The organism is Halomonas icarae (assembly GCF_009901955.1).
In the GTDB taxonomy this organism is placed as follows: Bacteria; Pseudomonadota; Gammaproteobacteria; order Pseudomonadales; family Halomonadaceae; genus Halomonas; species Halomonas icarae.
On record NZ_WUTS01000001.1, the window covers coordinates 342,736 to 369,359 of the forward strand.

Here is a 26,624-nt window from a genome sequence, read left to right on the forward strand (position 1 = left end):
GGTGGGCAGGGCGTGTCTCTGGCCCCTTTTCCTCTTATATCCGATCCATCAACTGGGCGAGACTATGATCGAAGTCAAGAAAGGCCTGGATCTCCCCATCACGGGGGCGCCGGAGCAGCGTATCGAGGATGCGCGGCCGGTGCGTCACGTGGCGGTCCTGGGCACCGACTATGTCGGCATGAAGCCGACCATGGAGGTCAAGGAGGGAGATGCCGTCAAGCTTGGCCAGCTGCTCTTCACCGACAAGAAGATCGACGGCGTGCGCTTCACGGCGCCGGCGGCCGGCAAGGTGATCGAGATCAACCGCGGGGAGAAGCGTCGCCTGCTCTCGGTGGTGATCGAGGTCGACGCGTCCGAGGAAGCGGTTGAGTTCACCGCCCACGGTCGCGACTCGCTGTCCGGCCTGGAGCGACAGGTCGTGGTCGACCAGCTGGTCGAGTCGGGGCTGTGGACCGCCCTGCGCACCCGTCCCTACTCGCGTACGCCGGCCATCGACGGTGTGCCCACCGATATCTTCGTCACCGCTATCGATACCCACCCGCTGGCGGCCAATCCGGCCAAGGTGATCAACGAGCAGCCCCAGGCCTTCGAGGATGGCCTCAAGGTGCTGACGCGTCTCACCGAGGGCAATGTCTACCTGTGCAGCGGCCCGGACAGCAGCATCCCCGGCGGCAATATCGATGGCGTCTCGCCCCAGACCTTCGCCGGTCCGCATCCGGCCGGCCTGGTGGGCACACACATCCATCATCTCTCGCCCGTCGCCCTGCACAAGCGGGTCTGGCATATCGGCTACCAGGACGTCATCGCCTTCGGCAAGCTGTTCGTCGAGGGCAAGCTCGACGTCAGCCGCGTACTGGCCGTCGGCGGCCCCCGCGCCCAGAAGCCGCGGCTGCTGCGTACCCGCATCGGGGCCAGCACCGAGGAACTGTTGACCGACGAGGTCATCGAACCCAATGACACCCGCGTGATCTCGGGTTCGGTGTTCTCCGGCTTCACCGCCGAGGGGTCACTGCGCTATCTGGGTCGCTTCCATAATCAGGTCAGCCTGCTCGAGGAAGGCAACAAGCGTGCCTTCATGGGCTGGATCTCGCCGGGCAAGAACCGCCATTCGGTGATGGGCATCTATCTCTCGAAGCTGACCGGCCTCAAGGACTATGCCCCGACCACCTCGACCAACGGCTCCGAGCGCGCCATGGTGCCGGTGGGTGCCTACGAGAAGGTGATGCCGCTGGATATCATGCCCACACAGCTGCTGCGCTCGCTGATCGTCGGCGATATCGAGACCGCCATGCAGCTCGGGTGTCTGGAGCTGGACGAGGAGGACCTCGCGCTGTGCACCTATGTGTGCCCCGGCAAGTATGAGTACGGTCCCATCCTGCGTGACAACCTCACCACGATCGAGAAAGAGGCCTGATGATGGGTATTCGACAGACACTCGACAATCTCGAGCCGCACTTCCACAAGGGCGGCAAATACGAGAAGTTCTACCCGCTCTATGAAGCGGTGGACACCATCTTCTATGCGCCGCCCAGTGTCGCCAAGACCACGGCCCATGTACGCGATGGCGTCGACCTCAAGCGCATCATGATCACCGTCTGGCTGTGCACCTTCCCGGCGATGTTCTTCGGCATGTGGAACGCCGGCTGGCAGGCCAACGTGGCCATCGCCGACGGCTACGGCTCCATGGCCGGCTGGCGCGAGGCGATCCTGATGGTGCTGGCCTCGGGCCACAACCCCGATAGCCTGTGGGCCAACTTCGTGCTGGGCGCCACCTACTTCCTGCCGATCTATCTGGTCACCTTCGTGGTCGGTGGTTTCTGGGAAGTGCTGTTCGCCATCAAGCGTGGCCACGAGGTCAACGAGGGCTTCTTCGTCACCTCCGTGCTCTATGCGTTGATCCTGCCGGCCACCATCCCGCTGTGGCAGGTGGCGCTGGGCATCACCTTCGGCGTGGTGATCGGCAAGGAGATCTTCGGCGGCACCGGCAAGAACTTCCTCAACCCGGCCCTGACCGGCCGTGCCTTCCTCTACTTCGCCTATCCGGCACAGATCTCCGGTGACGCGGTATGGGTGGCGGCCGATGGCTACACCGGGGCGACCGCCCTGTCGGTCGCCTTCCAGGACGGCATGAGCGCGCTCAGCGATCAGTTCAGCTGGTGGGATGCCTTCCTCGGCTTCATCCCCGGCTCGGTGGGGGAGACCTCGACCCTGGCGATCCTGATCGGCGCGGCCGTGCTGCTGTGGACCGGCATCGCCTCCTGGCGAATCATGCTGGGGGTCTTCCTGGGCATGGTGGCGACCAGTGCGCTGTTCAACCTGGTGGGCTCCGACTCCAACCCGATGTTCGCCATGTCCTGGTACTGGCACCTGGTGCTGGGCGGCTTCGCCTTCGGCATGGTGTTCATGGCCACCGACCCGGTTTCCGCGTCCATGACCAACCAGGGTCGACTGCTCTTCGGCGCCCTGATCGGCGTCATGACCGTGCTGATTCGCGTCGTGAACCCCGCCTTCCCTGAAGGCATCATGCTGGCGATCCTGTTCGCCAACCTGTTCGCGCCGCTCATCGACCATATCTTTGTTCAGGCCAACATCAAGCGCCGCCTCAAGCGCACCGGTGTGCCGGCCGAGGAGACTGCCTGATGGCACAGAGCAACAACTCCATCAAGAAGATCCTGACGGTGGCGTTCGCACTCTGCATCGTGTGTTCCGTCATCGTCTCGACCGCCGCGGTGGCACTGCGCTCCAAGCAGCAGTTCAACCAGGAGCTCGATCGCAAGACCAACATCCTCAACGTTGCCGACCTCTACGAGCCCGGCATGGATGTCAACGCGACCTTCGAGTCCAGCATCACGCCCCGCGTGGTCAACCTGGAGACCGGCGAATACTCCGAGGAGCATGATCCGGCCACCTACAACGCCTTCGAGGCGCGTCGTGACCCGGCCGCCTCGCGGACCCTCTCCGGCGAGAAGGACCCGGCGGGGCTGACCCGCGTCGAGACCTACTCCACCGTCTACCTGGTTGGCGACCCGGATGATCCCGAGCAGATCATCCTGCCGATTCGTGGTCAGGGCCTGTGGGGCCTGATGCGTGGCTTCCTGGCGGTGGAAGGCGACGGCAACACCATCGTCGGCATCACCTACTACGAGCACGCCGAGACCCCGGGGCTGGGTGGCGAGGTGAACAACCCGCGCTGGCAGGCTCAGTGGGAAGGCAAGGAGATCTTCGACTCCGCCGACGACGTCGCGCCGGCGATCCACCTGGCCAAGGGCGGTGCCAGCGGCGAGAACGAGGTGGATGCCCTCTCCGGTGCGACCCTGACCAGCAACGGCGTCACCAATATGCTGCAGTTCTGGCTGAGCCCCGAGGGCTTCGGTGACTATCTGGCCAAGTTCCGTTCCGGCGTCAGCCAGGACGAGGCCCAGAGCGCCGACGTTGAACTCGAAACGGAAGGAGCCTGATCATGTCGGAAGCTACCCCGAAGGGCGTCCTGACGACGCCGCTGTTCAAGAATAACCCCATCGCACTCCAGGTACTGGGCATCTGCTCGGCCCTGGCGGTGACGACCAGCATGAGCGTGTCGCTGGTCATGACCTGTGCGGTGATCTTCGTGACGGCCTTCTCGAACCTGTTCGTGTCGCTGATCCGTCACCATATTCCGTCCTCCATCCGCATCATCGTGCAGATGACCATCATCGCCTCGCTGGTGATCGTGGTCGATCAGATCCTCAAGGCCTACGCCTACGAGATGTCCAAGCAGCTCTCGGTGTTCGTCGGTCTGATCATCACCAACTGCATCGTGATGGGGCGTGCCGAAGGCTTCGCCATGCAGAACAGCCCGAAGCTCTCCTTCCTGGATGGCATCGGCAACGGTCTCGGCTACGGGTTCATCCTGATGACCGTCGGCTTTATCCGTGAACTGTTCGGCTCCGGCAGCGTGTTCGGCTTCACCGTGCTCGAGACCGTGCAGAACGGTGGCTGGTACGTGCCCAACGGCCTGCTGCTGCTGCCGCCGTCGGCGTTCTTCATCATCGGTCTGATCATCTGGGTGCTGCGCAGCGTCAACCCTGAGCAGGTCGAGGAGAACGAGTTCAAGATCAAGGCCAACACCGAACCGAAGGAGGCCGTGTAAGCATGGAACATTATCTGAGCCTTTTCGTTGCCTCGGTCTTCGTCGAGAACCTGGCCCTGGCATTCTTCCTCGGCATGTGCACCTTTATCGCCGTCTCCAAGAAGGTCTCCGCGGCCTTCGGTCTGGGCATCGCGGTGATCGTGGTGCTGACCATCTCGGTGCCGGTCAACAACCTGGTCTACACCTTCCTGCTCTCGGAAGGAGCCCTGACCTGGACCGGCATCAGCGGTGCCGAGAACATCGACCTCTCCTTCCTGGGCCTGCTCAGCTACATCGGCGTCATCGCCGCGCTGGTGCAGATCCTGGAGATGTTCCTCGACAAGTACGTGCCGGCACTCTACAACGCCCTGGGCGTGTTCCTGCCGCTGATCACCGTGAACTGTGCCATCCTGGGTGGCGTGCTGTTCATGGTCGAGCGTAACTACAACTTCGGTGAGGCCGTGGTCTACGGTTTCGGCTCCGGCGTTGGCTGGGCCCTGGCCATCACGGCCCTGGCCGGTATCCGCGAGAAGCTCAAGTACAGCGACGTTCCCGGCTCCCTGCAGGGCCTGGGCATCACCTTCATCACGGTGGGCCTGATGTCGCTGGGCTTCATGTCCTTCTCCGGCATCCAACTCTGAAGCAGGTCGTCCTTGCCCGGCGCCGTGCGGCGCCGGGTACCAGGCAACGCAAGCAATAGGAAACCGACATGGTTGATACATCACTTATCTTGCTCGGCGTGGTCATGTTCACCGTGGTCGTCATCGGCCTGGTGCTGATCATCCTGGCCGCCCGCAGCAGGCTGGTCAGCACCGGTGACGTGCAGATCGAGGTCAACGATGATCCCGAGAACACCATCACCACCCAGGCCGGGGGCAAGCTGCTCAATACCCTGGCCGCCAATGGCATCTTCCTCTCGTCCGCGTGTGGCGGCGGTGGCTCCTGTGCCCAGTGCAAGTGCCGCGTGGAGGAGGGCGGTGGCGCCATCCTGCCCACCGAAGAGTCCCACTTCACCATGCGCGAGAAGAAGGAGGGCTGGCGTCTCTCCTGCCAGGTGCCGGTGAAGCAGGACATGAAGATCGAGGTGCCCGAGGAGGTCTTCGGCGTCAAGAAGTGGGAATGCGAGGTCATCGAGAACCCCAACGTCGCCACCTTCATCAAGGAGCTCAACCTCAAGCTGCCCGAGGGCGAGGAAGTCGCCTTCCGCGCCGGTGGCTACGTGCAGCTGGTGGCTCCGCCCTACGATATCGCCTTCAAGGACTTCGATATCGAGGAGGAGTACCGCGGTGACTGGGAGAAGTTCGGGCTGTTCGACATCTCCCACAAGAGCAACGAGGAGGTCATCCGCGCCTACTCCATGGCGAACTACCCGGAAGAGAAGGGCATCCTCAAGTTCAACATCCGTATCGCCACCCCGCCGCCCAACACCGACCACCCGCCCGGCCTGATGTCGACCTACGTCTTCAGTCTCAAGGCCGGCGACAAGGTCACCGTGATGGGACCCTTCGGCGAGTTCTTCGCCAAGAACACCGACGCCGAGATGGTCTTCGTCGGTGGTGGTGCCGGCATGGCGCCGATGCGCAGCCATATCTTCGACCAGCTCAAGCGCCTCGACTCCAAGCGCAAGATTACCTTCTGGTACGGTGCGCGCTCCTGGCGCGAGACCTTCTACAACGAAGAGTATGACAAGCTGGCCGAGGAGCACGACAACTTCGAATGGCACCTGGCGCTCTCCGACCCGCAGCCCGAGGACAACTGGGAAGGCCCCACCGGCTTTATCCATAACGTCCTCTACGAGAACTACCTCAAGGACCATCCGGCTCCCGAGGACTGCGAGTACTACATGTGTGGGCCGCCCATGATGAACGCCTCCGTGATCAAGCTGCTGCTCGATCTCGGGGTGGAGCCCGAGAACATCCTGCTGGACGACTTCGGCGGATGATCCCACCCGCCGTCAGGCGACAAGGAGGGCCGGCCAGAAGGTCGGCCCTCGTTGTATCCGGCGGTGATTCCTGCAGGTGCAGGTTGGAACGTGATGCCACCCGCACTGTCTGGTGTAGATGACGACATGCTACCGGGTGAATCGCCCAGCCGATGATGGCGAGGCGCCACCCAAGGAGAGATCCTGATGACTATCTGGCTTATTGCCCTGGCCTTCATGCTGCTGATCATGGCGGCCATGGCCGTCGGTGTGATCATGGGCCGCAAGCCCATCGCCGGCTCCTGTGGCGGCCTCAATCAGCTCGGCCTCAAGGACGGCTGCGAGATCTGCGGCGGCAAGGACGAGGTCTGTGAGGAGGAGAACCGCAAGCGTGGCAGCGCCCGCCGGCGCAGCGACGAGAGCCGCGGTGCCGACCTGGGGTACGACGCCACCCGGCGCTAGGTCCTCGCGCATGGCTCCGCGCATCCAAGGGCCCCGCGCATCCAGGAGCGCACTTACCGCAATCAATGCCTGCACCCCCCATCAACCTGGTTGATGGGGGGTGTGTCGTTGTAGAGACGAGGATGCCCGGGCGGGCGCGCATCAAGGATCTACCTCTCACGGTGTTACGAAAACCACTCTTTTCGGACTGATCTACAACTGTAAGATTGTGTAAGGTTGTGTTGCAGGGCGTCTCGCAACAGCCGATCAGGCGCAAGACTCATGGAGACCTGCACTCGGGTGGGGAGCGCAACAGACAGAGCGAGCTCCACGACAAGGCCTTTCACATCAGGGTCGGTTCCGCATGAAAACGTCGATGGCACACTTCGCCACCCAAATCGAGATGGGGAGCATCCTTGCCCAGCTACTGGAGCACAAGTGGCTGATCGGGATGATTACCCTGGGATTTGCGTGCGCTGGAGCCTTCTTCGCCATCGTTAGCACGCCCATCTACAGAGGCGACGCCCTGGTGCAGATCGAGCGTCGTGCATCGGTCAGCCCGCTTGCCGATCTCGAAAACGTGATGGGAGACTCGATGGCGGGTTACACCAACAGCAGCACCGCGGCGGAGGCCGAGATACTCCGGTCGCGCCTGGTGCTGGGGCAGGTGGTCGACCGCATCGAACTGGAAAATGTGGTGATTCCCACGGCGCTGCCGCTGGTCGGTGGCGCCGTTCAGCGACATCAGCTCCCACGTCCCGCATTTATCGATCATGACATCCAGCTGCCCGACTTTCTTCAGAGCCCGCTTACCCCGCCGGGATTTGGCCTGGCCCGCGCCGCCGTATGGCACGGCGAAACCCTGGCGCTGGGACGGCTCGAGGTGACCGATCATCTGCGCGATCGGCCCCTGATCGTCACGGCCCTTGGCTCGGGTCGATACGCCCTGGCGCACGACGATAGAGGAGGGAGACGCCTGCTGGGAGAGGGGGAGGTCGGCATGACAGAGCGCTTCGCGAATGGCGACATCACGCTGCGTATTGCTGCCCTCGAGGCCGCGCCAGGCGCCCAGTTCACCTTGATCAAGCGATCCCGCGGCACGGCTATTAGAGCCCTGGCCAGGCGTCTCCGAGTGAGCGAGCTTGGCCAGAACCGTCCCTACGCGGCCAATACCGGAATGTTGAGGCTGACGCTGACCGGCTCAGACCGGGCCGAAATACGTCGCTCGCTGAACGCCGTGGTCGAGACCTTTCTCGCCCAGAACGTCGAGCGCAAGTCCGCGGAGGCGGACCAGAGCCTGGCCTTCCTGAAGGAGCAGGCGCCCGAGTTGCGCAACCATCTGGCGGCCGCAGAAGAGCGGCTCAACCAGTATCGCCGGGAACAGGAGAGCGTCGATCTGAGTGCCGAAGCCCAGGGCGTCATCCAGCAGTTTATCGACCTCGACAGCCGGCTCAGTGAACTCGTGATCGAGGAGGCGGCGCTGGTCCAGCGGTACACCAGCAGCCACCCGACCTATCAGGCGCTGCTCCGCCAAAGGCAGATACTGCTCGACGAGCGGGCCGAGCTGGAGGTCCAGGTCAATCAACTGCCTGTCGCCCAGCAGGAGATCATCAGTCGCACCCGGGACGTCGAGGTCACCCAGGCGATCTATGTCAATGTGCTTAACAAGATGCAGGAACTCGAGATCGCCAGGGCCGGAATGGTCGGCAATGTACGCATCATCGATGACGCCCAGGTGAACGTATTGCCGATCGAACCACGCAAGCCATTCCTGGTGATCCTGGCCACCGTGCTCGGTGCCATGGCAGGGGTGGGCTTCGTCCTGACCCGAGCGCTGTTCAGGCGCGGCATCGAGACACCGCAAGAGATCGAGGATGTCGGCTTGACGCTCCTGGCCACCCTGCCGACCTCCAGGGCACAGAGGAGGCTGAAAAAGCGGGTAAAGCATCGCCACGAGAGGCACCATCGACAGGTTTTCGGCGATCTTCTGGTTCAGGCAGAGCCCACCGATACCAGTATCGAGGCCTTGCGTCATCTGCGCAGCGGCCTGCATTTTACCCTGCTCGAATCCCCGGATAACCGGCTGATGATCACCGGGCCCAGCCCCGGTGTGGGCAAGAGCTTTGTCAGCGTGAATCTCGCCGCTGTCTGTGCCCTTTCTCATCAGCGCGTGTTGGTGATCGATGCGGACATGCGCAGGGGGCAACTGCACGATGCTTTCGGCAGCCAGGCTCAGGGCGGCTTCTCCGAACTCCTGATGGGGCGTCTCGGCGAAGAACAGGTCATACGTCACTCCGGCGTGCGCGGCCTTGACTATATTTCACGAGGCGTGGCACCGCCCAACCCCTCCGAGCTGCTGCTCAGCCCCTCGCTCAGGCCCCTGCTGGAACGGCTTGGCGAGCGGTATGACCTGATCATCATCGATACGCCGCCCGTGCTGGCAGTTACCGACGCCGCATTGCTCGGCGCCCTGTGCGGCACCACCCTGATGGTCGCGATGTTCGATGTCACCAGCGCGCGTGAGCTCACCCGGGCCAAGCGACGCCTGGAAGATGCCGGTGTTCCGGTCAAGGGGGCAGTTCTCAATGCCATGGAGCGCCGGGCAGCCGCCAGCTATGGCTACGGCGACTACCAATATGCCTGACGGCAAGTAATTCGGATAAGGAGTCGTGCGATGAATGAACATCAGAAGGGGAGCCAGGGCCTGCAGCCGATGGGGTCAGAAGAGGAGATCATGGCGACCTGGTCCACGGCGACGCCGGACGAGCCGCCGCTGGTCAGCATCATCTGTGCAACCTATAACCATCAGCCATTCATTGCCTCGGCATTGAATGGAATGCTGGCCCAGAAAACCACCTTCCCCTTCGAGATCATCGTCAATGACGATGCGTCCGACGATGGCGCAGCGGATATCATTCGAGACTATCTGGAGCGCTACCCCAATCTTATCAAGGCCAATCTTCATCGCGAGAATCAGCTGCGTCAGGGGATCTCCCCGGAAGAGCACACCGTTCCCAAATGTCGCGGACGGTATATCGCCTACTGCGAGGGTGATGATGCCTGGACGAACCCCGACAAGCTGCAGTGTCAGGTCGAGATGCTGGAGGCCAACCCGGATTGTGACATGGCATTTCACCCCGCAGAGAAGCACTACTTCGGGCTCGATTGCCAGGATATCACCGGATGTTACGGGGATACGCCCCGAGTGGTAAGCGCCGAAGAGGTGATAGAAAAACGCCATGGCGGCATTCCCACCCAGGCCGTCATGGTGACAGCGAAGGTGGCATTTGAGCTGCTGCGCTTCATGAAAGACCAGGAGGATAAGCTCGTCTCCGATGCCTATCTGGATGCACTGGCCGCTCAGCGTGGCGGGGCTTGCTATCTACCCGAGGTAATGAGTCTTTATCGTTTTCGCGTACCCGGATCCTGGTCCAGCAGTGTCAACGATATCAATAAAAAACTGGTGCATTATCGCCGTCGAATACTCTCCAACAGGCGCATGGATGCGTGGCTCAAGTATCGCTTCACACGCAGCTTCGATATCGAGAATCGTCATATGATCTTCAAGATTCTGAAGTCGCCAGAGATCAGCGACAAGGAGCGGCGTGACTTTTATCTCAGCTATGGCGACAAGCTTGGCATTTCCGACCGTTTGTTGGCCAGGCTGCTGCTCGCCTGGCCTGAGAGCATCGGCCACTACCGTGGCGCAAGGGAGTGGGTCAGGCGAAAAACATCCCCAGCGGGGCAGGCCGAGACCTGATCCTGGGGTCACCGAGCCAATGCTTTCACCGTGCTAACGGTGTTACCGAGTCAAGGGTGACCAGGGCATTTAGATGACACACCCTCCCTGACATGCGGCATAAGGTGTCGAGAGGTGACACAGGCAGAGGCCATAAACGATGCGAGCCATACATATTGTTGCCATCCTGTTGTTTCCGGTGATCTTTACCATACCGATCGAGAATGTGGTGGTGATCGATGGTCTGGGCACCATCAACCGGGTGATCGGCATTGCCGCCGCGCCGGCGGTATTCTTCCTGGTGCTTGCGGGGGGGCGAGTCAACCAGGTCGTCTATATGCTCGCGCTGGCCATGCTGATGTTTATTGTGTATAGCGGGCTCTCCATCGCCTGGGCACCCTCATCCCATGAGGCCTATATCAGCTGGTTCTCCATGGTCCAGGTCATGGTGATGGCGCTGATGATCAGCCTGGCGGGTATCTGCTATGGACTCAAGGTGATCTGTATACCTTATCTTCTGGGTGCCATCTACGGTGCGATCACCGTGATCTCCCATGCGGCCACCTCGGATGCTATCCGCCGAATCGTGGTGGAAAACTTCAATCCCAACTGGATGAGCTTTCTGTTCGTGATGTCCGGTGTCTGTCTGTTTGTCCTGCTGGATACCGCCGGCTTCAAGACACGCCTCTTCTATCTGTTTTCATGGTGCATTATCGGTCTTTCCGTCTTCCTGTTGGGCTCCAGGGGAGGCATGGGATTTTATGTGATGATGAGCCTTGCCATCATGCTCAAGCTCTCCTTTGTCTACAAGCTGATACTGGTTGTTCCTGTCGCGGTCACCATGCTGGTCTACCAGCTGGTGGTGCAGGCCGATATCGAATACCTGCTGATGCGCTACATGATGGCCGGCGACCTGATCAGCTCCGGTGATTTCTCGGGTCGCGGCAACATCTGGCAGCATGGAATGGAGGGTCTCGGCAACCCCTTGTTCGGAGCCGGTATCGGGAGCTTTCGCGAAATTATCGGTCGTGCCCCACACAACGCCTTTCTCTCAGTGATGTTCGGTCTCGGCGTGTTAGGCCTGGCCATGTATCTGTGCCTCTGGGCGGGGCTCGCCTATCTGTTTCTTCGTCTGCACCGCGGGCGAATGGCGGCGATGGTCATGGGAGCCGCCTTGTTGATTCCCATGAATCTAGCCAACTGGGAGTTTCACAAGGGGCTGTGGTTCGCGTTTGCGGTCGCATTTGCCTACGTCATCCTGAAGCTGATCGAACAAGCACAACCACAAGCGCAACCAGAGGAGTGGTATAGCACACAGGATGATCAAGCCGGGCGGGCTACGACATCGCTGCCTGGCCCGGTGACAGCTTGATGGCGATGGCAATGTGATAACCACAATATCGTGATAGCGCCATAACGTGATACCGAAAGTGTTCTGACAATGACCATCGTATCTTGCATATAAGGAGTCCATGGTGACATCTCCATCATTACAACCGGTCACCCTCTTTATTCCCTCGTTGAGCGGGGGTGGGGCGGAGCGTGTCTTCGTCAATCTGGCCAACGAGTTCGCTCGCCAGACAGCGGCGCCGGTGCATCTTGTGGTCGCGAGAAGTGGAGGCCCCTTGCTCGATGCCGTCTCTGCCGATGTGCGTATCGTGGATCTCGGCAGGAAGCGGGTGGTACATGCCATGCTGCCGCTGCTCGGCTATCTGCGGCGAGAGCGCCCCCAGGCGCTGCTCTCCACCATGAGCGAAGCCAATGTGATCGCGCTGCTGGCGTGGCAACTGGCCGGCCGGCCCTGTCGCATCGCGATCCGCGAAACCTGTGCGAAGGGCAGTGACGAAGCGATGCCGCCGGGGCTTCGCCAGAGCGCACTGCGCTGGATGATGAGGCGCCTCTACCCCAGGGCCGACACCATGGTGGTGATCGCCGATGATGTGCTGGCGACCCTGCAGCGAGCCGGGATTTATCCTGGCCGTTGCTGCCATATCGGCAATCCGGTGACGCCCCTCGCCACGTCGACATCAACTGCCGCGGCGGCGGAGGCAACAACCATGCCGAGTGGGCTTGAGTCGTTACCCGACGAGGCGCAGCTGATCTGTACCGCCGGCCGCCTGGTGGAGGCCAAGGGCTTTGATCTGCTCCTGGCGGCGTTCTCTCGCCTGCAGGATCCTGGGCTGCATCTGGCCATCCTCGGTGATGGCCCCCTCCGCCAGGCCCTGCTGGAACAGGCCCGAGAGCTGGGTATCGAGGAGCGTGTGCATCTGCCCGGCTTCGTGGCGCAACCACAGCACGTCATGGCGCGCAGCCGACTCTTTGTCTCCTCCTCCCGGCGTGAAGGCTTCCCCAATGTGCTGCTCGATGCCCTGGCGTCCGGAATACCCGTTGTAGCGACTCGTTGCCCCGGGGCCTCGGCCGATATCCTCGAGCAGGGTCGGCACGGGGTGCTGGTCCCGCCGGAGGATATCGAAAGCCTGGCGACAGGGATGAAGCGTGCGCTCCAGGATCCGCCGGGAACCCCCGAATCGCGTCAGGCGCGTGCCAGCGGCTTCAACCTGCCCCATATCGCCCAGCGCTACCTTCATGAGGCCCTCGAGATCGGTGAACCACAAGTCTCGCCGGGGAGCGTCAGCCACCTCTGCCCAGGAGAAAGAGCATGAGAGTCGCCCATATCATTACCAGTCTGGGGGAAGGGGGGGCGCAGGCGGTGCTCTTCCGGCTATGCACCAACGACCCCGGCAACCAACACACGATCATCAGCCTGATGCCCGAGGCGCGCTACGGACAGATGCTGAGCGAACGGGGCTTTCGCGTCATCAATCTCGATATGCCGCGGGGCAAGTTTCGCCTCGGCCCCCTGTGGCGGCTGTGGAAGCTGCTCAGGCAGGAGCGTTTCGACATCGTGCAGACCTGGATGTATCACCCCGACCTCCTGGGCGGCCTGGTGGCACGCCTGGCCGGGCAGCGGCGCATCTTCTGGGGAATTCGGCATACCGGCCTGGAGCCCGAACACAGTGCCCGTTCGACGATATGGATCGCCCGGTGTTGCGCCTGGCTCTCGCCCTGGTTACCCACCGCGATCGTCTGCTGTGCCGACAGGGCGGCCGAGGTGCACCAGGCGGTGGGCTACGCTGCCGACAAGCTGCGGGTCATCCCCAACGGTTACCAGTTCTCGCAGTGGGATACGGAGCCAGATGAGGCGCGGGCGTTGCGTCACTCGCTGGGCATCGACGACGACACCCTGCTGATCGGCATGGTGGCGCGCTGCCACGCTCAGAAGGATCATCCCGGCCTGCTGGACGCCATCGTCACGCTGCGCCAGCAGGGCATGGCGATACGCTGCCTGCTGGTGGGCGATGAGGTCACCCGTGACAACCCCGAGGTGGACCACTGGCTGACCCGTCGAAACCTGGGCGACAGCGTGCTGGCACTGGGAACGCGTACCGATATACCGGTGGTGATGGCGGCACTGGATCTGCATGTACTGTCGAGCCAAGGCGGCGAAGGGTTTCCCAATGTGGTGGCCGAGGCCATGGCCGCCGGCACCCCCTGCGTGGTGACCGATGTGGGCGATGCCGCACGTATCGTGGCCGACGATGGCTGGGTCGTGCCCCCAAGCGACAGCGCGGCCCTGGCCGAGGCGATTGCCGCGGCGCTTACCGAGCGCCAGCAACACCCTGCCGCGTGGCAAGAGCGGCAGCGGCGCTGTCGTCGGCGGATCCGCGACGAATATGGGGTCGCGCGCATGGTAAGTGCCTACACCTCGCTGTGGCAGTCGACCCTGCCCGCTCCCGGTGAGCCGGTCGCTGAACAACCGGTTGCCACGGAGCGGGGCGCTCCACGGCCAGGCGCCATCACATCAGGCATCGCGCCTCCCACCGAGAGGCAGAGCCCATGACACGTCGCTTCCTGTTGATCGCCGGATACGCCCCCTCGCTGATCAATTTTCGCTGGCATCTGATGCTGGCGCTGCAGGAGAACGGCTTCGAGGTTCACGCGGCCGCACCCGATCTGTCGCCCGAGAGCAGGGTGCACCAGCGGCTGGTTGCCCAGGGCATTCAGCCCCATGAGGTGCCACTGCAGCGCAACGGCATGGACCCGCGGGCAGACTTCGCCACGCTGCGTGCGCTCTACCGGCTGATGCGTCGTGTCGCTCCCACCCATGTCATGAGCTACACCATCAAGCCGGTGATCTACGGCAGCCTGGCCGCGCGTCTTGCCCGCGTTCCGTTTCGCTTCGCGCTGATCACCGGTCTGGGATATGCGTTTATCGAGGAGGCCACCAGCACCAGACGGCGTGCCCTGCGGCGTGGCGTGGAGGGGTTGTACCGTCGTGCCCTGGCCGGCTGCGACAAGGTCTTCTTCCAGAACCCGGACGACATGCAGCTGTTTATCGACCGCAAGATCCTCGGTACCACCCCGGCGGTGGTGGTCAATGGCTCGGGCGTGGATACCACCCATTACGCTGTCACCGCGCTGCCGGAGACCCCCGTCTTCGTGCTGGTCGCCCGGCTGCTGGTCGCCAAGGGCATCCGCGAGTATGCCGAGGCGGCACGTCTGATTCGCCAGGAGCACCCCCAGGCACGCTTCCAGCTGGTCGGCGAGTCGGACCCCGGACCCGATGCCATCGCCCCCGAAGAGCTCGAGACCTGGATGGCCGATGGTCGCCTCGAGTATCTGGGCCAGCTCGACGATGTGCGGCCGGCACTGGCGGCCGCGACCACGGTGGTTCTGCCGAGCTATCGTGAAGGGGTGCCGCGTACGCTGCTCGAGGGTCTTGCCATGGGGCGCGCCATCATCACTACCGACACGCCGGGGTGTCGTGAAACCGTTCTGGAGGGTTACAACGGCCATCTGGTCGCGCCGCGCTGCGTGGGCTCGCTGGTCAACGCCATGCGGCGAATGATCGAACACCCCGAGAGCCTGCCGGCCATGGGCATGCACTCCCGCCAGTTGGCCGAAGAGAAGTTCGAGGTCAACCGTGTCAATTCCGTCATGCTCGAGGAGATCAACACCATATGAGCAAGCGCCTGTTCGACATCGTCATCTCGGGGCTGGCACTGCTGCTGCTGGCACCGTTACTGGTCATCATCGCGCTTCTGGTGCGCATCACCATGGGGCCCGGGGTGCTGTTTCGCCAGCAGCGCCCTGGGCAGCATGCCGCCCCCTTTACGCTGATCAAGTTTCGCACCATGCGCGACGCCTGGGATAGCCAGGGCCGGCCTCTCAGCGATGGCGAGCGGCTGACGCGTGTCGGCAAATGCCTGCGTGCCACCAGTCTCGATGAGTTACCCGAGCTCTGGAACGTGCTCAAGGGCGACATGAGCCTGGTCGGCCCCAGGCCGCTGCTCAACAAGTACCTGCCGCTCTATACCCCCGAGCAGTATCGTCGCCACGAGGTTCGCCCGGGCATCACCGGCTGGGCACAGGTCAACGGCCGCAACGCCCTCGACTGGGACGACAGGTTCAAGCTGGACGTCTGGTACGTCGATCATCGCAGCTTGCGGCTGGACCTCTGGATCCTCTGTCTGACCGTATGGCGGGTATGTCAGATGCATGGCGTCAGCCAGCCCGGGCATGCCACCAGCCCGGACTTCCGGGGGCAGCGGCATAAATCGTGATCAGGGGCGAGGCTCGAGGTTCGAGGTTCGAGGTTCTAGGTTCTAGGTTCTAGGCTCGAGGTTCGAGGTTCGAGGTTCTAGGTTCGAGGTTCTAGGTTCTAGGTTCTAGGTTCTAGGTTCGAGGTTCGAGGTTCGAGGTTCTAGGTTCGAAGAGCGGAATCGCTGCTGTCATTGCGGGGCGATCCTACCTGCCAAACTGCATGGCGCCACCGGACTAGTAGAAGGGAGGCTCCGCCTCGCGACTGGCGCCGTCAGGCGCCCTGGTGAAGGTTACCGATCTAAACGCTCTATCTGGGGGCGCTGTTCTCCCACAGCAACCGTTCAGAGTCTAACAGCCGTTGAAACTCCAACTAGCGTGACAGTGGGGGTCCTCCTCCCGACTCGGGCCGATCTAGCATAAACCCAACCGCTTGGGTTTATGCTAGACTACCTTCATGCCAACCATTCTCCGTTTCGATGGCCTGAGAGCTGTCATTTACCCCAACGACCATCGACCGGCGCATGTACACGTCATTGGCAAGGGCGGTGAAGCAGTCTTCATCCTGCACTGCCCGAGCGGTCCCCCCGAGTTGCGTGAGAGTTACCAATTCAACTCGAAGGACCTCAACCGTATCGCGTCGGCACTGTCAGAAGAGCTGTTGGCGTTATGTGCCAAATGGAGGGAGATTCATGGCCATTACTGATGATGTCATCCAGCAGGCAGAGGCTCGCATGGCCGCCGAGCGCGACCATGCCCATGCTGTTGCCGCACGCTACGACCGCCGCACCCGCCGAGTGATCGTGCGCCTGCACTCTGGGCTCGAGCTCGCGATTCCTCCGCATCTTGTCGAAGGCCTCGACGATGCCACACCGGATGCCTTGGCCGAGATCGAAGTGTCCCCCTCCGGGCTTGGCCTGCACTGGCCTCAGCTCGATGCCGACCTCTACGTGCCCGCTCTCCTGGAAGGGCAGTTTGGCTCCAAACAGTGGATGGCTCGCCAGCTGGGCGCCGCAGGGGGGCGCAGCCGTAGCCAGGCCAAGAGCCATGCTTCCAGGGGGAATGGTGCCAAAGGGGGGCGTCCGCGCAAGGTACAGGCGTAGGCCTTTCAAGGCACATTCCCTGTAGCACCCTTTTCTTCACATAGAACGATCTACGCAGTTTCTTTTCGCGAAACCGCCCTTCATTCCTAGACCATCTGGGAGGCCTTCGGCCTCCTGTCGCGATGCAGAGCCGCTTCGGCGGACCGATCCCTCCTACAGTGCCCTAGGCCATCTGGAGGCCTGTGGCCCCCTGTCGCGATGCGAAGCCGCTTCGACGGACCGATCCCTCCTACAATCTCGGCCTCCCGTCGCGAAGCGAAATGCTGATTTACTTGAACCAATAACTTGGACCCATAAACAAGGGGCGGGGAGTCTGTCCCTCGCCCCTCGCCCCTCGCCCCTCGCCCCTCGCCCCTCGCCCCTCGCCCCTCGCCCCTCGCCCCTGGTCTCCCCCCTCACATCCGCGCGATAAACGCGTGACCAAGGGCATGCTCCGCTAGCGGCGGGGCGTTGCTGGGTAAGGTGGGTGCCATCGGTGGCTTTCTGCGACTCTCTGCCGAGATAACGCTTGTCTTGGGCGTTTCGGTTGTTTCGCCGCCGCTGTCAACGGCAGCGGCGATCTCCTGTGCCGTATCGGGCGTGGCGTCGGGGAGGGGGTGGCGATGGCTCATCCACTCCAGGTCGACGATGGGACTGTCGGGCTGATAGGCCGTCGGGGCGCTACCCAGCAACTCACGCACCTGCTCCATCGCGTTGGCCTGCACGGCTTCCCTCAGGTGCTGCAGATAGGGAGCGAGCCTCTCCCACTCCCAGTGCTGCTCCTGTTCGGTCAGGATGCGCGGATGGTCGGTCAGACTGGCATTGGCTCCGATCAGCACCTCCTCGTAGAGCTTTTCACCCGGACGCAGCCCGCTGAAGACGATCTCGATGTCGCCCGCGGGTTGACCGGCCGAGCGCACCTCCAGGCCGGAAAGACGAATCATCTGACGGGCAAGATCGGAGATCTTCACCGGCTCTCCCATGTCCAGCACGAACACATCGCCCCCCTTGCCCATGGCGCCGGCCTGGAGCACCAGCTCGGCCGCCTCGGGAATGGTCATGAAGAAGCGCGTGATATCGGGGTGGGTCACGGTCAGCGGGCCGCCGTTGGCGATCTGGCGCTTGAACAGGGGGATGACCGAGCCCGAGGAGCCCAGCACATTGCCGAAGCGCACCATGCAGAACCGCGTGCCGCTCTGGTGTCTGGCCAGCGCCTGACAGATCAGCTCCGCCAGCCGCTTGGTGGTGCCCATCACGTTGGTGGGCCTTACCGCCTTGTCGGTGGAGACGAGCACAAAGGTTTCGACCTCGGCGGCCACCGCCGCCAGGGCGGTTTCCAGAGTGCCGAACACATTGTTGCGCACCCCTTCGGCGACGTTGTACTCCACCATCGGCACATGCTTGTAGGCGGCGGCGTGATAGAGCGTCTGCACACCGAAGCTGCGCATTACGCCCTCAAGGCGCTGACGGTTCTGTACCGAGCCCAGCAGCGGCTTGATCTCGATATCGGTCAGGCCCTCTGTCGTGGCGATATCACGCAGCTCGCCATCGATGGCGTAGAGCGCGAACTCGCTCAGTTCCAGCAGCAACAGCATGCGCGGCCGCTGGCGCAGGATCTGCCGACACAGCTCGCTGCCGATCGACCCCCCGGCACCGGTCACCATGACCACCTTGTCGCGCACATTGGCCTGCAGCAGCTCCTGGCGAGCCGCGATCGGTTCGCGCCCCAGCAGGTCCTCTACCGAGACATCGCGGATCTCGTTGATCTGCGCCCCGTGTCGAACCATCTCCTCGATGGCGGGAATCGTCTGCACCGGCGCCTTGAGGGTTTCCAGAGAGTGCAGGATCTCGCGGCGTTTCACACGGGGCAGGCTCGGCATGGCCAGCAGAATGCGCTCGGCGCCGCAGCGCTCGAGCAGTCGCTCCAGCCGCTGCGGCGAGTACACCTTGAGGCCCTGAACAATGGTGCCGTGCATGCCGCGCCAGTCATCGACAAAGGCCACGGGCAAAAACTCCTTGCCCTGGCGCAGCGAGTTGACCAGCTGCACCCCGGCCGAACCGGCCCCGTAGATGACCACCCGGATGCGCGGGCGCATCGTGATCTGCTGGTAGAGGCTGCGCACCACCAGCCGCGAGATGCTGAGACCGAGCAGCGAGAGCAGGGCAAAGATCGACAGCGTCGAGCCGGAGAGGGGGAAACCCAGGGCCCGGCTGGCGCCCCACAGGGCCAGGCTGGCGAGCGGCAGGCCGACTGCCATGGTCAGCAGGGCTCGCAGCCCCATGAAGCGCACGATGGCGTGATAGAACCCCATCAGCCACAGCGTGATCAGGCAGAGCGGCACCGCGACCAGCAGCACCGGCGACGCAGCGTTGGTCGCCGCCATCATGGTTCCCTGCTTCAATACCATCGCCAGTACCAGGCAGGCCGAGAGTATCAGGGCATCCAGTATCAACAGCAGCAGCCGCTTGTTGCGGCGAGAGATGCGAAAGGCGCGCTGCAACAGCAAACTCATCGGCCTGACTCCTTATGGCGAAGTTACCTGCGTCCACGACCCCCATTACCTCGACACGCCTTCAGGACGTCTGACCATTGCAAGCGAATGCTGAGTGATTGCCCTCAATCTCGCCCTTGGGTATACCCTTGAAGAGTGATGTGGTTAGAGGTAATTAAATGTGACGTTATGTAACTTCACTATAAAGCCAATCGAGGCGTTGCCAAGTTGAAATCGGTGATGAGCCAGGATGATGGAAGTCATACTCGAGGGACCGGGCGGGAGATCACATGGATTCCCGATCCGGTCCCTTCGACGCCATCACGAGGCAAGCGGGAGGGTGCAGGGCTCACTCCCAGGTAGCGGGGTAACCGTCCCAGTAGGGGGCCAGGTTACGCTCCTCGGTCATGTCATAGAGCCGATAGCGTCGACCCAGACGCGCCCCGCCATCGCGGGTGAGCGGGCGCCATGCCAGGGTAGCCGCACTGCGACTCGAGCGGGTAAAGAAGGCATCGAGAGGAAACGACACATACAGCCCCTTGTCGAAGCCCCCCTCGCCGAAGTCATCATCGGCATCGGTCCAGGTACCCCAGGCGCCGACCCGCACGCCGGAGTCGAACTCGCGAGACAGATCCAGGGTGCCGCCGACATCGCCGGCCAGATAGCGGCCAACGCTCACCTTGGCCAGGATATCCTCGAAGCCGGTCTCGATATAGGCGTTGAGATGGCCGGTCCAGGTGTCATAGTCGCGCATCTCGAAGCCCTGTTCGAAGTCGCGCTGGCGCACCCAGTTGACATCCGCACCAATGGCGAAGGGGCTATCGAGGGGGCGGTGCAGCACCTCCGCGCCGGCACCGGCAAACATCATATCCAGCAGGCCGGCATAGCCCATGGCGTACCAGTCATCGGCCAGGTTGGCGGTGCGGGTGTACTGCAGGTTCTCTATCCCCACATCGGAGGCCGACAGATAGTCCCCGATATAGCTGCGTACCCGGGGCAGTTCCGAGGGCCCCAGGTACTCGTAGCCATCGAGGTTGTCTGCCACCGTCCAGGCGCCGGCGGCGGAGAGCCAGCCATGGCGATCGGTGTGGTACTCGCCCGAGGCGACCGCCACCAGCCGATAGAGATAGCCATCCGGGCCGCCGAAGTTCTGGTCGAGACGCGGCCCCACTCGCCAGTTGAAGCGCCGTGGCGATTCACGATGCACGACCTCCTCGGCGGCCGGGTCGGCCAGGCGCGCATGGGAGTAGATCCCGTAGCGGTGACCAAACTCCCGGTCCGCCGAGTCTGCCGCCGCCACGAAGGCCGCACGATCATGCACATCCTCACGCAGCGCCAGCCCGTTCTGCTGCCACTGGAAGCGGAAGGTATCGATCTCCGGCCCGGCCTGGGCATGCAGGATGCGCGCGGCGCGCCCCTCGCTCTGGTTGAGGTTGCGGAACCTGCCGGGCTCGGCCACCACGCGCAGGCTATTGCCACTCTCGGCGATCTCATGCACCCGCATGCCGGCACTCTCCTCCAGGGCCTGGGTCGCGCTGGCCCAGTCGGCGAAGGCGGGCGCGTCGATATCACGTGGCGCGGGATCCCGCTTCACCTGGCTGAGTCCCGCCAGGTCAATATGGTAGCTGATGCCGGCCATGGCGGTGCTGCCCCGCTCCCAGCCGGCGCGCAGCTCGAGATTGTCGGTCACGGCCAGGCGTGCGCCGATATTGACGCGTGAGTCGCTCTGCTGGTCGTTGCCGAGCGGCTCGTCGGCATAGTCGTTGCCCTCATACTCCAGCTGCAGCACCAGTGGGTCCCAGGGGGTCTGCCACTCCACGCCACCGAAGATCGAGGCCGGACCGTGAAACAGCGCGTCCACGGCGAACTCGCCGCCCTGGTCGCCACCGGCCCGGTTCGGCCGGTCGTCGAAGCGGTCGGCGAGCCAACCCAGGGGGGAGTCGATATCACTGGCGGCCCCCAGGTAGCCCCAGCCGATGCCCAGCGTGAAGTCGAAGTCATACCAGCGCTTGCTCGCCGCCAGATACTCCGAGCCGAACAGGGTCGTCCCCCCCACATCACGCAGCCCCACGGCCAGCTGTGGCCAGTAGCGGGTCTCCTCGAGCAGGCGAAGCTTCATGTCGAAGCCCTTGTCGAGGTAGCGGTCGAAGAGGCTGGTGCTGACATCCTCGACCTCCACATAGCGAAAGCCGCCCTCGAACCACTCGACCGGCTGGATAAACACGCTGTAGCGACGATAGGGCGCGGTGCGGCTCCAGTTGATGCTCATGGTGCCCACCGGCGCCATGTGTGCCGTGGGGGTCTGCATCAGGCCGACGCCGCCAAAGTCGCTCTGTCCCGCGCCCAGCTGCCCGGCGATCCCCTCCTGGCTCAGGGCGGGGGTGGCCACGGCAACCAGGCTGCCGGTCACGAGTGCGGCAACGCTTGTTCTGACGCATCCTGGGGTGTGCCGGCCCACGCATCCGCTGACATCAGGGCTGACGTTACGGCCGTTACGGCTAACGATAGTGACAGTTCTCATTCCTTGACCTCGTGTCCCTCGTCATTGTGCCCCTCGTCATTGTGCCCCTCGTCGTTGCCCCATACCCGGCAGCGCTCACCGGGCACGCGGGTCGCCAGCAGTTCGGGCAGGCGCCGGTTGATCAGGTCCTCCTCATCGCCGACCCCCGGGAAGGGCAGGGCGCCGCGAAGCCCCTGGCGAGAGGGTAGCTCCAGCAGCACGCGACTCCCCGGGGCAAGCGACGTCGGTTGATGGTTCCAGGCCGCGATGCCGCGGCGATGAACCTCTCCCAGCGGGGTGATGATGGCGGCGGTATCGCTCTGACGGGCCGCGCTGGCGGAGAGCGAGTCGCGCAGGTGCTCGAGTGACATGTCGGGCACCCAGTCCAGGCGCGTGACACCGTCCAGGCTCCACACCTCCACCCAGTTGGGCGCCTCACAGACCCCGAAGTGCACGATACGCTCGAGTGGCGGGTTGTGGCGAAGATTGGCCGCCAGCCAGGGCAGATCCAGTCGCTGCGGTGTGCGGATATGTCGATCCTGCCACTCGCCGAGATGCGCGCGCCAGGCCTCGAGGCTCCGTTGGCGAGGCGCGTTGCCGGCCACCCGAGCGCTCACCGCCAGGGTATGCAGGTCGCCCATCAGGCGTCGGCGCAGGCTCGGCACGCTCTCGGCGGTGGTGTCGCGAAGCGCGAAGGCGTGTTGCCACTCGATGGCGCCGGGCTGGCGCCGCTCGAGGTCCAGCCAGGCATCGGCCAGGGTCGCCGGTGGTGTGGTGGCGCCAAGCACCGTTCCCGTGTCACCCAGACCGAGACCGCCCAGGCCAAGGGCAGCTGCCGCCAGCCACGCCATGCTCCGTCGGCGGAAAGCTCCATTAATCACATCGTCCCCTCGTTCCCCGTAACTCCTGGCACCTGGGCCGGGTCACGTCCTCTATTTGGATAGGTGGCCCCATTTGGATAGTTGGCCCCATTTGGATAGTTGGTCCCATTTGGATAGGTGGCCTCAGCGCCCCTTCTCGAATACTGGTCTGCTGCGTTACCACCAGGCCCGCGCGACCCGCCACTCGATGTGTGGTGCGCCCGGCCAGGGCTCTCCCTCCACGGCCCAGAGGCGCAGGGTGTCACGGTCACGCCACAGGGTTGAGCGAGTCTGCTCGCCATTTTCCCAGTTCAGGGTCATCTCGCAGCGCTGCAGCCGTTGTTCACCCAGCGGCAAGGCGAGAGGCTCCAGCGTATCGTGGCACGTCAGGGCGCCACGCGCCCCCAGCTGGCGAGGCAGCCCATCCGCCTCCAGCCACTGGCGCTCCAGGCGAAAGGCCCCGGGGCGCACTTCTCGCCAGGGCACATAGTCCAGAGTGTCATCCAGGGTGCCTGCTACCTCGGCATCTGCAGCCACGATGTCTGCTTTCCCGGTATCGGCTTTCCCGGTATCGGCTTCCCCGGTATCGGCTTCCCCGGTATCGGCTTGCCGATGCACCGCCTCACCGGCACCAGCGTTCGGTGCCTGCAGGGGGAGATAACGGGTACCAAGGAGATCGCTGCCCAGGCCGCTGGTCGCCTGCAGGCCATCGCGGTGGAGCACCAGCACGCCCTGATGGCCCGTCGGCCAGTAGGTCGTTTCACCGGCGGCGGTGCCCATCACCACCAGACCGCGATGGCGCTGGCTGTCAACCGCAAGCGAGGCGTAGGGCAGGGCGCCCGCCCGCTGGGCAAGGCTCGCTTCGCCGGCGGCCCCCTCGGGCAGTAGGTCCGTCAGGGCATCGCCCAGGGGGGTATTGCCGTGACTGGCACAGCCCGTCAGCCAGAGCAGGCAGGCGCCCAGGGTCAGCAGCCGGGCGGCGGGGCGGCGCCCCGGGGAGCGGCCAGCGGGGTCATGGAAGTTCACCATCGATGAGCGATGCCTCAGTTGGTGCCGGTGCCGGTGCCAGTACCCGTACCCGTGCCGGTACCCGTACCGCTGCTGCCGTTGTTGTCGCCATCGGTCGTCAATGCCACCAGGACCCCGAGGCCGAGCGCCGTGCCGGCTACGACCAGGGTAGTCTGAGACAGGCCGGTCGCCTTGCTCAGCCCCTCCAGGCCGCCGCCTGCCGGAGAGCCGCCCGCGGCGGGGGGAGGCGTCGCCGCGCCCTGGGCCAGGGCGGTGGAGCTTGCCAGCATGCCGGCTACCGCCAGCAGGGCGATCGAGCGTTTACACTGCGCTTTCATGGTCTCTCTCCTGTTTCTCTCACCTGTCTCGCGGCTTACCAGTCTCGTGTCTTACCTATTCAAGCGACTCATCTGTTTCCGGTCGCTCTTCACTCTTTGCTCTTGGCCGGTCTCTCTTCAGGCACCTGGTGTAGTGCAATGGGCAGGCTTGAGTGATCGTAACCGTTTGTATGTGTCTAGCATAGTTTGTACGCCCCTAGCATAGTCGCATCAATGCGCGCGTGTTGTAAGGCGCGGAAAGTGCAAGGCCGCAGGCCTTCCTTGGCAGCCAAGCAGCAGGTATTTTTTTGTAGGAGACCGGCTCCGCCGGGCGAACGGAGGCCGTAGGCCTCCCAATAGCCGCCAAGCAGCAGGTATTTTTTTGCAGGAGACCGGCTCCGCCGGGCGAACGGAGGCGAAGGCCTCCCAATAGCCGCCAAGCAGCAGGTTTTTGTGGGAGGCCGGCTCCGCCGGGCGAACGGAGGCGAAGGCCTCCCAATAGCCGCCAAGCAGCAGGTATTTTTTTGCAGGAGACCGGCTCCGCCGGGCGAACGGAGGCCGCAAGCCTCCCAATAGCCGCCAAGCAGCAGGTTTTTGTGGGAGGCCGGCTCTGCCGGGCGAACGGAGGCCGTAGGCCTCCCAATAGCCGCCAAGCAGCAGGTTTTTGTAGGAGGCCGGCTCTGCCGGGCGAACGGAGGCCGCAGGCCTCCCTTGGCGGGTGGGCCCTTCGCGGGTCAGCGTGAAACTGGCTGGTGGAAGGGCGATAAGTGGCGAGGAGGGGCAGGCTGCGGCCTGGGTGTTGGGTTCGGACTACTCACTTGTAAGACAATGCCGACAAACAAGGTGTGCCAGGTCGATTCATCACTTCGTGCCATAGTGAAGGTCGTCGTTCTTGTGTAACATCCCGGCGCTACAAGCTTAACTGATCCGCCTCGACGCCATGCGGCTGGGGCGCTCGCGCCTGTTTGAAACGCGGCCACACACCACCAGCGAGATCATCGGTACACGACAACGGGAAACCAATGGATAGATCCTGGGCTAGGTCCTGGGATAGATCTTGGAATAGATACTGGCCTCGGGGATGCGCCTTGCAACCTCGGGGCGGTAGCGTGCCCGGATTCAACCCAAGATGCACGCAGGCTCTTTCAACGCTTGGCGTGACAGGCTCTCGAGGCTTTCCGGCGACCGCCATCTGGCGCTCAACCAGAAATTTGGTATTGCAGGACTAGGCGTGGCTAACGTTCACTGCTACGTTACATGATGTAACCAGATTTGGCCGGAAGATGGCTGTCACCCTTCCACCGCTCTCTTTCATGGCGCCTGCTCCATCCGCCTGGCGGCTGCTTTCAAGAGGAATCCACATGACCCACTCGTCGACCCCACGCAAGCGTCACGCACTGGCCTCTCGCTCGACGCTGCTGGTCGCCTGCACGGCGGCCCTTCTGCTGTCGGGCTGCTCCCTGGCGCCCGGGGGGCATATCGATTACCAGGCGGAAACCGCACCGATCGACGATCTGGTCGATATCGAACCGATCACCCCGGGGCTGGTGGCAAGCTTCCGGCTGGCCGAGAGCCAGGCCGCGCCCATGCCCGGCGATCTGCGCCAGGCCATCGATGAGTACGAGTATCGCGTAGGGCCCGGCGATGTGCTGAGCGTGATCGTCTACGACCACCCCGAGCTGACCATCCCCGCCGGCTCCGAGCGCAGCGCCGCCGATGCGGGCAACGAGGTGCGCAGCGACGGCACCATCTTCTACCCCTATATCGGGCGGGTGAAGGTGGCCGGGCTGACCCTCGATGAGGTCCGCAACATCCTGGCCCGGCGGCTCTCCAACTTTCTGGCCGAACCGCAGGTGGATGTGCGCATGGCGGCCTTCAACTCCAAGAAGGTCTACGTGAGTGGGTCGGTCGCCGCCCCCGGTACCTTGCCCATCACCAGCGTGCCACTGACCCTGGCCGACGCCATCAGCCAGGTGGGCGGCGCCCAGCCCACCGCCAACTGGCACGAGGTGATCCTGACCCGCAATGGCCAGGAGCAGCGTATCTCGCTCTACCAGCTGCTGCGCGAGGGCGACCAGACCCAGAACGTGCTGCTTCAGGATGGTGACGTGGTGCACGTGCCCAGTTCCGAGAACCAGGCCGTGGCGGTCATGGGGCAGGTGGGCTCGCCCGGCAACTTCGCCCTGGGCAACGAGCGCCTCTCGCTGACCGATGCCGTGGCACGGGCCGGTGGCATCAGCGAAACCACCGCGGAGCCCTCGGGCATCTTCGTGATTCGCAGCCAGGCCGCCGACAGCGACAAGCTGGCCACCGTCTATCAGCTCGATGTGCGCAACGCCGCCGCCTTCAGCATGGGCAGCCACTTCGTGCTCGAGCCCCAGGATGTGGTCTACGTCACCACCGCGCCCCTGGCCCGCTGGAACCGCGTGATCAGCCTGCTGCTGCCCTCGCTGGTGCTGCCGGGTAGCGTGGCGGACAGCGCCAACGACGTCAGCGACCTGTAATTCAGCCAACGTTTCGGCCAACGATTTTTCAGCCAACGACAGCAACGACGA

At 63.5% G+C, this 26,624-nt stretch carries 22 protein-coding genes; 17 read left to right on the forward strand and 5 right to left on the reverse strand.

Annotation, left to right across the window (positions count from 1 at the left end):
- Positions 1-64 precede the first annotated feature (64 nt).
- The 16 genes from GRB80_RS01610 (at position 65) to GRB80_RS01685 (ending at position 16,913) form a co-directional block, all read left to right on the forward strand.
- Positions 65-1,414 carry a Na(+)-translocating NADH-quinone reductase subunit A gene (locus GRB80_RS01610; protein WP_161422313.1) on the forward strand — a complete coding sequence of 450 codons (1,350 nt, stop codon included), beginning with the start codon at positions 65-67 and terminating at the stop codon, positions 1,412-1,414.
- Entirely contained in the window at positions 1,414-2,640 is a 1,227-nt protein-coding gene (locus GRB80_RS01615; protein WP_161422314.1) for an NADH:ubiquinone reductase (Na(+)-transporting) subunit B, read from the forward strand. The genes GRB80_RS01610 and GRB80_RS01615 overlap by 1 nt, the downstream gene beginning before the upstream one ends.
- Positions 2,640-3,458, forward strand: coding sequence for a Na(+)-translocating NADH-quinone reductase subunit C (locus tag GRB80_RS01620; RefSeq protein WP_132045367.1), 819 nt, complete (start codon positions 2,640-2,642; stop codon positions 3,456-3,458). The genes GRB80_RS01615 and GRB80_RS01620 overlap by 1 nt, the downstream gene beginning before the upstream one ends.
- 2 nt (positions 3,459-3,460) lie before the next feature.
- Positions 3,461-4,129, forward strand: coding sequence for an NADH:ubiquinone reductase (Na(+)-transporting) subunit D (locus GRB80_RS01625; RefSeq protein ID WP_132045370.1), 669 nt, complete (start codon positions 3,461-3,463; stop codon positions 4,127-4,129).
- A gap of 2 nt (positions 4,130-4,131) precedes the next feature.
- Positions 4,132-4,749 carry an NADH:ubiquinone reductase (Na(+)-transporting) subunit E gene (gene nqrE / locus GRB80_RS01630; protein WP_132045372.1) on the forward strand — a complete coding sequence of 206 codons (618 nt, stop codon included), beginning with the start codon at positions 4,132-4,134 and terminating at the stop codon, positions 4,747-4,749.
- 68 nt (positions 4,750-4,817) lie between these two features.
- Positions 4,818-6,050: an NADH:ubiquinone reductase (Na(+)-transporting) subunit F gene (gene nqrF / locus GRB80_RS01635; RefSeq protein ID WP_161422315.1), complete on the forward strand. Its 1,233-nt coding sequence runs from the start codon at positions 4,818-4,820 to the stop codon at positions 6,048-6,050.
- Between the two features lie 186 nt (positions 6,051-6,236).
- On the forward strand, positions 6,237-6,491 hold the full coding sequence (gene nqrM / locus GRB80_RS01640) for a (Na+)-NQR maturation NqrM (RefSeq protein ID WP_132045376.1): 255 nt from the start codon (positions 6,237-6,239) through the stop codon (positions 6,489-6,491).
- Positions 6,492-6,846: 355 nt separating this feature from the next.
- Entirely contained in the window at positions 6,847-9,114 is a 2,268-nt protein-coding gene (locus GRB80_RS01645; protein WP_237561900.1) for a polysaccharide biosynthesis tyrosine autokinase, read from the forward strand.
- A gap of 30 nt (positions 9,115-9,144) precedes the next feature.
- Entirely contained in the window at positions 9,145-10,230 is a 1,086-nt protein-coding gene (locus tag GRB80_RS01650; RefSeq protein WP_161422317.1) for a glycosyltransferase family 2 protein, read from the forward strand.
- A gap of 139 nt (positions 10,231-10,369) precedes the next feature.
- Entirely contained in the window at positions 10,370-11,581 is a 1,212-nt protein-coding gene (locus GRB80_RS01655) for an O-antigen ligase family protein (protein WP_161422318.1), read from the forward strand.
- A gap of 100 nt (positions 11,582-11,681) precedes the next feature.
- Entirely contained in the window at positions 11,682-12,872 is a 1,191-nt protein-coding gene (locus GRB80_RS01660) for a glycosyltransferase (protein ID WP_161422319.1), read from the forward strand.
- A complete protein-coding gene (locus GRB80_RS01665) occupies positions 12,869-14,110 on the forward strand; it encodes a glycosyltransferase (RefSeq protein WP_161422320.1) in 1,242 nt (413 codons plus the stop codon). The genes GRB80_RS01660 and GRB80_RS01665 overlap by 4 nt, the downstream gene beginning before the upstream one ends.
- Positions 14,107-15,234, forward strand: coding sequence for a glycosyltransferase family 4 protein (locus tag GRB80_RS01670; RefSeq protein WP_161422321.1), 1,128 nt, complete (start codon positions 14,107-14,109; stop codon positions 15,232-15,234). Before GRB80_RS01665 ends, GRB80_RS01670 begins: the two co-directional genes overlap by 4 nt.
- Positions 15,231-15,833, forward strand: a complete 603-nt coding sequence (locus GRB80_RS01675; RefSeq protein ID WP_161422322.1) for a sugar transferase — start codon at positions 15,231-15,233, stop codon at positions 15,831-15,833. The genes GRB80_RS01670 and GRB80_RS01675 overlap by 4 nt, the downstream gene beginning before the upstream one ends.
- 434 nt (positions 15,834-16,267) lie before the next feature.
- On the forward strand, positions 16,268-16,516 hold the full coding sequence (locus GRB80_RS16595; RefSeq protein ID WP_083868104.1) for a DUF4160 domain-containing protein: 249 nt from the start codon (positions 16,268-16,270) through the stop codon (positions 16,514-16,516).
- A complete protein-coding gene (locus GRB80_RS01685) occupies positions 16,503-16,913 on the forward strand; it encodes a DUF2442 domain-containing protein (RefSeq protein ID WP_161422323.1) in 411 nt (136 codons plus the stop codon). Before GRB80_RS16595 ends, GRB80_RS01685 begins: the two co-directional genes overlap by 14 nt.
- Positions 16,914-17,308: 395 nt before the next feature.
- Here the strand turns inward: GRB80_RS01685 and GRB80_RS01690 are convergent, their stop codons facing one another.
- The 5 genes from GRB80_RS01690 to GRB80_RS01710 form a co-directional block, all read right to left on the reverse strand.
- The gene (locus tag GRB80_RS01690) at positions 17,309-19,405 is read right to left on the reverse strand and encodes a polysaccharide biosynthesis protein (protein WP_161422324.1); all 2,097 of its coding nucleotides are present in this window, start codon (positions 19,403-19,405) and stop codon (positions 17,309-17,311) included.
- Positions 19,406-19,733: 328 nt separating this feature from the next.
- Positions 19,734-21,794 (reverse strand): YjbH domain-containing protein, encoded by a 2,061-nt coding sequence (locus tag GRB80_RS01695; protein WP_309663481.1) that lies wholly within the window; start codon positions 21,792-21,794, stop codon positions 19,734-19,736.
- Between the two features lie 107 nt (positions 21,795-21,901).
- The gene (locus GRB80_RS01700) at positions 21,902-22,765 is read right to left on the reverse strand and encodes a capsule biosynthesis GfcC family protein (RefSeq protein WP_161422326.1); all 864 of its coding nucleotides are present in this window, start codon (positions 22,763-22,765) and stop codon (positions 21,902-21,904) included.
- Between the two features lie 156 nt (positions 22,766-22,921).
- Positions 22,922-23,773: a YjbF family lipoprotein gene (locus GRB80_RS01705; RefSeq protein WP_161422327.1), complete on the reverse strand. Its 852-nt coding sequence runs from the start codon at positions 23,771-23,773 to the stop codon at positions 22,922-22,924.
- 14 nt (positions 23,774-23,787) lie between these two features.
- Positions 23,788-24,090: a hypothetical protein gene (locus tag GRB80_RS01710; protein ID WP_161422328.1), complete on the reverse strand. Its 303-nt coding sequence runs from the start codon at positions 24,088-24,090 to the stop codon at positions 23,788-23,790.
- A gap of 1,340 nt (positions 24,091-25,430) precedes the next feature.
- On the opposite strand from GRB80_RS01710, the gene GRB80_RS01715 reads away from it, so the two are divergent.
- The gene (locus GRB80_RS01715) at positions 25,431-26,573 is read left to right on the forward strand and encodes a polysaccharide export protein (protein WP_161422329.1); all 1,143 of its coding nucleotides are present in this window, start codon (positions 25,431-25,433) and stop codon (positions 26,571-26,573) included.
- Positions 26,574-26,624 lie beyond the last annotated feature (51 nt).

Coding starts and splice junctions, on each gene's coding strand:
- GRB80_RS01610 (WP_161422313.1), top strand. CDS start 65: ATGATCGAAGTCAAGAAAGGCCTGGATCTCCCCATCACGGGGGCGCCG.
- GRB80_RS01615 (WP_161422314.1), top strand. CDS start 1,414: ATGATGGGTATTCGACAGACACTCGACAATCTCGAGCCGCACTTCCAC.
- GRB80_RS01620 (WP_132045367.1), top strand. CDS start 2,640: ATGGCACAGAGCAACAACTCCATCAAGAAGATCCTGACGGTGGCGTTC.
- GRB80_RS01625 (WP_132045370.1), top strand. CDS start 3,461: ATGTCGGAAGCTACCCCGAAGGGCGTCCTGACGACGCCGCTGTTCAAG.
- nqrE (WP_132045372.1), top strand. CDS start 4,132: ATGGAACATTATCTGAGCCTTTTCGTTGCCTCGGTCTTCGTCGAGAAC.
- nqrF (WP_161422315.1), top strand. CDS start 4,818: ATGGTTGATACATCACTTATCTTGCTCGGCGTGGTCATGTTCACCGTG.
- nqrM (WP_132045376.1), top strand. CDS start 6,237: ATGACTATCTGGCTTATTGCCCTGGCCTTCATGCTGCTGATCATGGCG.
- GRB80_RS01645 (WP_237561900.1), top strand. CDS start 6,847: ATGGCACACTTCGCCACCCAAATCGAGATGGGGAGCATCCTTGCCCAG.
- GRB80_RS01650 (WP_161422317.1), top strand. CDS start 9,145: ATGAATGAACATCAGAAGGGGAGCCAGGGCCTGCAGCCGATGGGGTCA.
- GRB80_RS01655 (WP_161422318.1), top strand. CDS start 10,370: ATGCGAGCCATACATATTGTTGCCATCCTGTTGTTTCCGGTGATCTTT.
- GRB80_RS01660 (WP_161422319.1), top strand. CDS start 11,682: ATGGTGACATCTCCATCATTACAACCGGTCACCCTCTTTATTCCCTCG.
- GRB80_RS01665 (WP_161422320.1), top strand. CDS start 12,869: ATGAGAGTCGCCCATATCATTACCAGTCTGGGGGAAGGGGGGGCGCAG.
- GRB80_RS01670 (WP_161422321.1), top strand. CDS start 14,107: ATGACACGTCGCTTCCTGTTGATCGCCGGATACGCCCCCTCGCTGATC.
- GRB80_RS01675 (WP_161422322.1), top strand. CDS start 15,231: ATGAGCAAGCGCCTGTTCGACATCGTCATCTCGGGGCTGGCACTGCTG.
- GRB80_RS16595 (WP_083868104.1), top strand. CDS start 16,268: ATGCCAACCATTCTCCGTTTCGATGGCCTGAGAGCTGTCATTTACCCC.
- GRB80_RS01685 (WP_161422323.1), top strand. CDS start 16,503: ATGGCCATTACTGATGATGTCATCCAGCAGGCAGAGGCTCGCATGGCC.
- GRB80_RS01690 (WP_161422324.1), bottom strand. CDS start 19,405: ATGAGTTTGCTGTTGCAGCGCGCCTTTCGCATCTCTCGCCGCAACAAG.
- GRB80_RS01705 (WP_161422327.1), bottom strand. CDS start 23,773: ATGGTGAACTTCCATGACCCCGCTGGCCGCTCCCCGGGGCGCCGCCCC.
- GRB80_RS01710 (WP_161422328.1), bottom strand. CDS start 24,090: ATGAAAGCGCAGTGTAAACGCTCGATCGCCCTGCTGGCGGTAGCCGGC.
- GRB80_RS01715 (WP_161422329.1), top strand. CDS start 25,431: ATGACCCACTCGTCGACCCCACGCAAGCGTCACGCACTGGCCTCTCGC.